We start from the raw sequence: 7,896 nt of genomic DNA, 5'->3' as shown, positions 1-7,896 counted from the left end.
AATATTACTTTTGGTGAGGTATTGTAAAAAACTGTTGCTGTGCTCAGCAACACCTGTAAATTTTACTTTATCACCTTTTACGCAATCCAATAAAGGCTTACTGGTATTTTTTATAAACCGCCCTTTTGCATCTGGAATAAGGTCGCCATGGGGATCAGCTTTAGGGTAGCCTAAATGTTTGTCAAGGTTTTCAATCAGTTCATCACTTATCACATGTTCCAGTTGTTCGGCAATTTCATGCACCTGGTCCCACTTAAATCCCAGGTTGTTAACCAGCCATACTTCCCAAAGGCGGTGCTTGCGTATAATATTCAGTGCAACCAGTCGTCCATGCTCTGTAAGGCTTACCCCTTTTGACTTTTGGTAGCTGATCAGCTTCTTTGCTGCCATCTTTTTAATAAAATCTGTAACCGAAGCAGCATTTATCTGCAGGTTTTCTGCAAGGGCAGAGGTGCTTACCATGGCGCCATTTTTTTCCTGCAGTTTGTAAATAGTTTTCAGGTAATTCTCTTCGGCTAACGATGTCATGTAAAATATTTTTCACAAAAATGAACTTTTTTTTTGAAAAATAAAATTAGGTGAGCCTAAATATGTATTTTTGCTCAAGGAATTATTTTTAAAATATTTTACTGATGAAAAAAATTTATACAGTAGCGGGTTTTCTTTTAATGGCTGTTGTGTTTATACAGGCCTGCTCCAAATTGCAGCCAGCGGCTCCGGCAGGCGATTCTTTATTAGACGGCCCTGTTGACGGACTAAGCCATGAACAAAACAGGCAGTTTTTAGCAGGTGATGTTGCTTTTAACGATGAGATATTTACAACCCAAACAGGATTGGGTTCAATATTCGTTGCAACGAGTTGTGGCGGTTGCCATGCTGGTGATGGAAAGGGGCATCCCTTTACAACACTTACCAGGTTTGGGCAAACAGACAGTACTGGAAATAAATTTCTTCATTTGGGCGGGCCGCAATTACAAAACAGGGCATTGCCAGGTTTTATGCCAGAACAAATTCCTGCTGGTGCAACATTTTCTAAATTTACTCCACCGGCAAATACGGGATTAGGTTTTTTAGAACTGGTTAGTGATGCTGATATCCTGGCAATGGCCGATCCTGCTGATGCAAACGGTGATGGTATTTCAGGAGTACCCAACTGGATAACATTACCTTCTTTTATTTCTCCAAACACAAACTCAATAACTCAAAATGGAAAATATATTCACCGCTTTGGAAAAAAAGGAGCCGCATTTAATTTGCTGCATCAAACTGTAAATGCTTACAACCAGGATATTGGTATTACATCATCCTTTGCACCAAAAGATGTTTATAGTGGTTTGGATATTGACCCTGAGGTACCTGATAAAAGGGTGCAGGATGTAGTTTTTTATCTGCAAACATTAAAAGTACCCATTCAGCGTAATCAAAATGATGCAGAAGTGGTACAGGGCAAAAATTTATTTATACAAACCGGTTGCGAAGGTTGTCATAAACAAACTTTACAAACTGGTAATTCTTCTGTGAGTTCATTATCAAATAAAACTTTTCATCCTTATACCGATTTACTGCTGCATGATATGGGAGCAGGTTTGGATGATGGCTATACAGAGGGTAATGCTAAAACTTTTGAGTGGCGTACGCCACCATTATGGGGTTTAGGTTTATCACCCAATTCGCAGGGCGGACAATTTTTTTTGCTGCATGATGGCAGGGCAAAAACTATTGAAGAAGCTATTCAACTGCATGGTGGCGAAGCAGCTTCAAGTAAAAATAAATTTAATCAACTTGCAGCGGCAGAAAAAAATGCTGTGATCAACTTTTTAAAATCGTTATAAAAATGGACAGAAAAGATTTTATAAAAAATTGTGGTTTTGCCTGTATTGGCGGAGGAGCATTTTTGCAAAGCTGCAGCAGCACAAAATTATTAAGTGGTAAAATTGCAGGTGATAATATTATTATTCCTGTTGCAGATTTTGAAACTAAGAATGGTAATAATATTTATTTCAAAAAATATATCGTTGTTCAAAATGAAATTTTGCAATATCCCATTTGTGTGTACCGCAAAAATGAAAATGAATACACTGCGTTGTGGATGCGTTGTACACACCAGGGAACAGAGCTGCAGGTATTTGGGGATAAATTGCAATGCCCTGCACACGGCAGCGAATTTGATAATATTGGCGGTGTGCAAAATGGCCCGGCAGATGCAAAGCTGAGGACATTTCCTGTTACGGTAGAAAACAATCAATTAAAAATTTCATTAAAAGCGGTATGAAAAAATTTTGTATCATCACAGCATTTGTATTTATTTATTGCAATATTGCAAAAGCACAAATAGATCCAACATTATTAAAACAAACACCTGCAGATACTGCAAAGAAAACCATGAACATGGATGCGGTGTACAGCCGCCCATTTATTGCTGTTGGTAAATTGCCTGTTTCTTTAGGAGGATACATGGAAGCCAACTGGCAGCACTTAGGCACCGATGGTATTTCTGAAGGGCATCAATTTCAATTTAGAAGAGTAACATTATTTGTGGCATCAACCATTGGTAAAAAATTAAAATTTTTAAGTGAGATAGAATTTGAAGATGGCGGAAAAGAAATAGCTGTGGAGTTTGCCGCATTGGATATTGAATTGCATCCATTGCTGAATTTACGTGGCGGTATGATCTTAAATCCGATTGGTGCATTCAATCAAAATCATGACGGGCCTAAGTGGGAGTTTACTGACCGGCCTGTTGCTGCTACACAAATGTTACCTGCAACATGGAGCAATGCAGGTTTTGGTTTGTATGGCAAGCATTACAATAAAGACTGGATGTTTGGTTACGAAGCCTATCTCTCCGGCAATTTTGATAATTCTATTATTGACAATGCAGAAAATAAAACTTTTTTACCTGCAGCTAAAAATAATACAGAACGTTTTGAAGAAATAAACAGCGGGCTGCCTTTGTTTACCGGAAAGGTTGCGGTAAGAAATAATAAAATAGGAGAGCTGGGTTTGTCGTACATGGGTGGTGTGTACAATAAATTTCAGGATGATGGTTTGCAAATAGATGATAAAAGAAGCGTAGATGTATTTGCAATTGATTTCAACAGTACCATATCAAAACTTAATACATTTATTACCGGCGAATGGGCATGGATAAAAATAAATGTGCCTGCTACTTTTACACAACAATTTGGTAACAAACAGCAGGGCGGCTTTATTGATATTGTACAACCGGTATTAAAGAAAAAAATGGTTGGTTGGGATAAAGCAACAGTCAATATTGCCTGCCGCTTTGAATATGTGGATTGGAACAAAGGAAAATTCACGAGCACCGGAGGTAATATTGCAGAAGATCTGTGGAGCATTATGCCGGCAATAAGTTTCAGGCCAACAGCACAAACAGTGCTTCGCTTAAATTACCGGCATCAGCAGCAAAAAGATATTTTAGGTAACCCGCCTGCAAAAACCGGAGGTTTTATTTTTGGAGTATCTACCTATTTTTAAATGTTGAAATTAAATTTATTTTGCAGCCGCTGTACCAATTACTAAATGCTCCAGGTTATGTTCACTAAAATATATTTTACAAACTTTTTCTGCATCATCTAACAGTTGCTGCAGTTTGGGTTGCTTTTTATCTAACAATTGGTAAGCTTTTTTAAAAGCTTCTTCCTCATTTGAAGTGCCTGTTTGTTGCAGGGCTTCTTTAACAGCAACAATTTTTAATCCACTGTCTTTTAATTTGCCCAGTTCTGCAATCAGCCAGCTTAAAGAATAAAAATAATTTTTATCAAGTAAAAGAAAATATGCAGCATCGCCGGCATCAGGCATTTTATTATAGGGAGAAGTAACAATTTCTTCAGTGAGATATTTAGATAAACGTTTTGCAGCAGTTTTTGATTTACTCAATTGAATACAACCCCGAAATGCCTGCGGATAAATACTCAGCCATCTTAATTTTCTTCTCAGTTCATGAACATCAGCTTCAACGTTATCAAAATGAAATTTAGTTTTAGCAGTAAACTCCACAATTCCGTAAATAGCCTCTCCATAAAAATCTTTTATAGCTTCAACCTCTTTTTCTTCTTTCAGCCAGTCAGCTTCTTCCAGTTTTTTTTGTATCTTTTTTACCCGGTCTGCATTTTCACCCAACCATTCTTTTTCAACAAGCAATTCGTTCAGGCTTTGTATTTTTTCTCTAGCCTGCGCCTGCAGGTAATTGGTAACTGCCGCAGGTATGGTTTTATTTTTGCTGAATTCTTTTGCAAAAGAATCGTAATAATCTATTGCACCCAGCACATCTTCTAAAAGTTTAAAATGTTCTTTTAGTTTGGCAAACTTTTTTTTATTGTGTATGCTGCTGTACATTTTTGCCAAACCCTCCAGCATAAACAATGGCGTACGTACATTATTCTGGTATAACCATAATGCAGGATTTTTTTGTTTGGCAGATTTGGTTAATAAAGTTTGCAGTTGTGTAAGAAAGAATTCAAATCTTGCTGAGCCGTTTTTCATTTGTTTTTTAATTGAACATTGATTATTGAATGTTGAGTATTTTTTTCAAGAGCAATAAATTAATTACTTTATGATTTCCTCTTCAGGGGGTTAGGGGGCTTCAAAAAAAGCCACGGTACCACCTACCCATTCTTTATCCTTATTGTATCTTGTACCAATCATTTTCCCTTTACTTAATCTTGAAAGGTTGTGTACAGCTTTTGGTCTTGCCCACCCATCTTTCCAAAAATAAAATAAACGAATTTCTGCTTTAGCAGGAATATCCGGTGTTTCAATTACATCTGCATATTTTACTTTGCGTTGCAGTATCCAGTTCTCCGGGTCTTTTACTTCATCAATATCTTTTTGTGTTACATCAATTACCACACCCATGCCTGCAAAAGAAAATAAAGGCTTCAATACATAATTTTCTAAATCACCAGGCATTTGTTTTAGTTCATTTAAAAAATAAGTTTGCGGTACATATGCATTTTTAATAAATGGTAAAGTAAATTTACTGATGCGGTAAAACCAATTGGGGTGCGGCACCCATTCCACATCATATTCTTTGGTAAGATCAATAATTTCTCCAAGCCCTTCCTGTTTTTGCAGGTCATCAAAAATTAAACGGTTATAAATTCTTTTGATGGGAGTTTTTACACCATTGTTATCATAAAATAATTTTGTGCCTTCGGCAATTAGTTTAGTTAGACAAACCGTTTTTATACCCAAAACTTCTTCGGTACAATAAAAATCTATTCTTGTTTTTTGCTGCTCCGGAAATATTTCCAGCAATATTACATTTTCAGAATTTAGATCTCCCACTATAATTTCCTTAAACAATTTTAAATAAGCAGTTTTATCATAACCGTTTAAGTAAGCAGAAAAGTTTGAAGGTAAATCAGCATATGCTGCAGTTATTTCGCTGTGAAAAGCCTGGAAAGCAAAGAGGGTGGGAAAGCCCTGCATTTCTATCAACTGCGGCTCCAGCTGGCCGTTATCATTCTGACAAATTCCAAAATCAAAAGCAATAAAGTGTGAATGACCATTTTGATGGGGCACTTTTACATTTGCAGGAATGCCTCTTTCGGTAACTGTAATAAATTTTTCATCAACAATCACATCAATAATATCTTCGCAGGCACCCAGCATTTTTTTTGTAAAATCTTTCGCGATAAAAATAGGGGTTTCTGCAACCCTGAAATCTAAAGCACTTGGATGCAATGCTTCTATTTCTTTAATGTACGTTTCGTATTTTTCTTTAGAGAAACTGCTGTTGAATTGCTGCCTTAATTCCTTTATCATGTAATGAATTTTTACAGTAAATAAATAACTGCATTAAAAATAAACAATAAAGTTCATTTGAAAAGTTTAAAAAATTAAGAGAAAAAATTTGGATTAAACTGCAACCGGCTGCATGTTTTCTACAGACTGATTTAAAAAATTGGGGAGTATGTGAGCGTAGGTCCACATTATTTTATCGGGATCGTTTAAATGATCGATCATGGCTTCCCATTTTTGTTGCCCGTAATTTTCTATCACTGTTTTTTTCTTATCGGCTGTTTGCAAATGCATGCTCATACCCACGGCATCAGCTTCGGGGTGAAACTGTGTACCAATCATATTTTCGTTAAAACGTATCGCCATGATGGCTCTTTCTAATGGAATATGCGGCCGCTCTTTTTCTATGGCTAAAATGCCGGCACCCATCTGGTGTAATTTATTGTGGTTGGGTTCTACCACCTGGTAATCCCTGCTGTCAACCGAATAAAAAGGATTTTTTAAACCGCTGAAAACCGTTTCATCATTTCCGGAAGGTAAAAGGTGCATGGGAAAAACACCAAAAGCTGTGCTTTTTCTTTTACAAACCGTGGCAATTTTAAAATGCCTGCAGGCCAACTGGTAGCTATGACAAATAAAAAATACTTTTTTCTTTATAACATTAGCATCATTGGCATTCCACACCATCAAATTATCTAACCAGTTAAAATATATTTTTTCCCATTCGCTGCCTTCACTTTCTAAAGGGCTGCCCGGGCCGCCGCTGCTGATGTAAATGTCGTAATCTAATGCCGGTATTTGCTGTTGCAACCTCACTTCAAATTCATCCCATTCCAAATCAATATTACTGGTATCACCAAACTGATTTAAAATTTCACGGATACAACGCATGCCCTGGTTGGACTTGCCTTCATTCATGTCTAAAATTGCCACTCGTACTGCTTTTTTATCAGTCCAATTCATTATGCAAACATAACATTTTTTTAAAAGACGGGATTTGCTTTACTCCATTTAAGTTACTAACGATATGTGAATTAAATGGTGTTTATCTAAGAACAAAAAAATAAAAGCATGATATATTTCCGTTAAGTTAATGACCAATCTCAGTGTTTTGTGCTGTTGTTTTCAGCATCTTGTGTAACATTTTATTACAATATGGTTATAAGCCAACCACATTTACACCACGATAAATTGTTGTTTAATTATTGTACTACCTGCCAGCCTGCACCTGGCAGTGCAGATGAATTAAAACAATTTGAAATAATACAAAAAGGTTTTAGCAACCAGTTTGAATTATTTTTTCCGGATAATTTTGCGCCCAAAACGATTGTTGTAATACCCAGCCTTACACTCGATCAGGAAGTTTTGGCAAAAGTAGATGGGGCAATGCATTACGAAGAAAGATTATTGTGTTTGCTGATGTTGCTGCGTATGCCCCGTACGCATGTGGTGTACGTAAGCAGTGCGCCAATTGATCCGGTTATAATTGATTATTATTTGCATTTGCTGCCCGGCATTACAGGTTATCATGCAAGAGAAAGATTAACGATGCTCAGTTGTTATGATATTGCCCCTGTTGCATTAACACAAAAAATTTTACAGCGGCCAAGGTTAATAGAAAGAATAAAACAACATATTCCTTTTGGGCATGTGGCACATATTGCCTGTTTTAATACCACAAATTACGAGAGAACTTTAGCGGTAAGGCTGGGCATGCCCATTTACGGCTGCGATCCGTTATTAATTAGCCTCGGCAATAAAAGTGGTGGCAGAAAAATTTTTTTAAAGACAGGTGTGCCAATGCCGCCGGGAGCAGAAGATTTAAAAACCTATGAAGATATTGTGCATGCGGTGGCAGCATTAAAAGATATGTATCCCGAATTAAAAAAGGCAGTAATAAAATTGAATGATGGTTTTTCAGGAGAAGGAAATGCGATAATAAAATATCCTGAAGGGCTTAATAAAAAAGAAATGTTTAACTGGATACACTACAACCTGCATAAAAAAATTGTACCTGTTGCAAAAGATTTAAGTGCAGTATTTTTTTTAGAAAAATTTAATGAGATGGGAGGCATTGTGGAAGCATTTGTAGAAGGCGCAATAAAAACTTCTCCATCGGTACAATGCAGG

Annotated in this window: 8 protein-coding genes; 4 read left to right on the top strand and 4 right to left on the bottom strand. The window is 36.7% G+C overall.

Annotated elements, in window-relative coordinates; genetic code table 11:
- Positions 1-528 (bottom strand): metal-dependent transcriptional regulator (locus ACY65O_RS16900; RefSeq protein ID WP_462222036.1); only part of this gene is annotated, 528 nt, incomplete at its 3' end.
- Between the two features lie 104 nt (positions 529-632).
- Here ACY65O_RS16900 and ACY65O_RS16895 point away from each other — a divergent pair.
- Genes ACY65O_RS16895 through ACY65O_RS16885 form a run of 3 tightly spaced genes read left to right on the top strand, consistent with a single transcriptional unit; the run spans position 633 to position 3,498 of the window.
- A complete protein-coding gene (locus tag ACY65O_RS16895; RefSeq protein WP_462222035.1) occupies positions 633-1,832 on the top strand; it encodes a di-heme oxidoredictase family protein in 1,200 nt (399 codons plus the stop codon).
- Between the two features lie 2 nt (positions 1,833-1,834).
- Positions 1,835-2,272 (top strand): Rieske (2Fe-2S) protein, encoded by a 438-nt coding sequence (locus ACY65O_RS16890; protein WP_462222034.1) that lies wholly within the window; start codon positions 1,835-1,837, stop codon positions 2,270-2,272.
- A complete protein-coding gene (locus tag ACY65O_RS16885; protein ID WP_462222033.1) occupies positions 2,269-3,498 on the top strand; it encodes a hypothetical protein in 1,230 nt (409 codons plus the stop codon). The genes ACY65O_RS16890 and ACY65O_RS16885 overlap by 4 nt, the downstream gene beginning before the upstream one ends.
- Positions 3,499-3,513: 15 nt before the next feature.
- Here the strand turns inward: ACY65O_RS16885 and ACY65O_RS16880 are convergent, their stop codons facing one another.
- The 3 genes from ACY65O_RS16880 to ACY65O_RS16870 form a co-directional block, all read right to left on the bottom strand.
- Positions 3,514-4,506, bottom strand: a complete 993-nt coding sequence (locus ACY65O_RS16880) for a hypothetical protein (RefSeq protein WP_462222032.1) — start codon at positions 4,504-4,506, stop codon at positions 3,514-3,516.
- A 90-nt stretch (positions 4,507-4,596) separates the two neighbouring features.
- Entirely contained in the window at positions 4,597-5,790 is a 1,194-nt protein-coding gene (locus tag ACY65O_RS16875) for a hypothetical protein (protein WP_462222031.1), read from the bottom strand.
- A gap of 93 nt (positions 5,791-5,883) precedes the next feature.
- Positions 5,884-6,729 (bottom strand): type 1 glutamine amidotransferase, encoded by an 846-nt coding sequence (locus tag ACY65O_RS16870; RefSeq protein ID WP_462222030.1) that lies wholly within the window; start codon positions 6,727-6,729, stop codon positions 5,884-5,886.
- Positions 6,730-6,921: 192 nt separating this feature from the next.
- Here ACY65O_RS16870 and ACY65O_RS16865 point away from each other — a divergent pair.
- A partial coding sequence (locus ACY65O_RS16865; RefSeq protein ID WP_462222029.1) for an ATP-grasp domain-containing protein occupies positions 6,922-7,896 on the top strand: 975 nt, incomplete at its 3' end.

Origin of the sequence: Ferruginibacter sp. (genome assembly GCF_031430955.1) — a bacterium.
Classification (GTDB): domain Bacteria; phylum Bacteroidota; class Bacteroidia; order Chitinophagales; family Chitinophagaceae; genus Ferruginibacter.
Note: the sequence above shows the minus strand (reverse complement) of the source record. Positions and strands in the feature narration are given on the sequence as shown.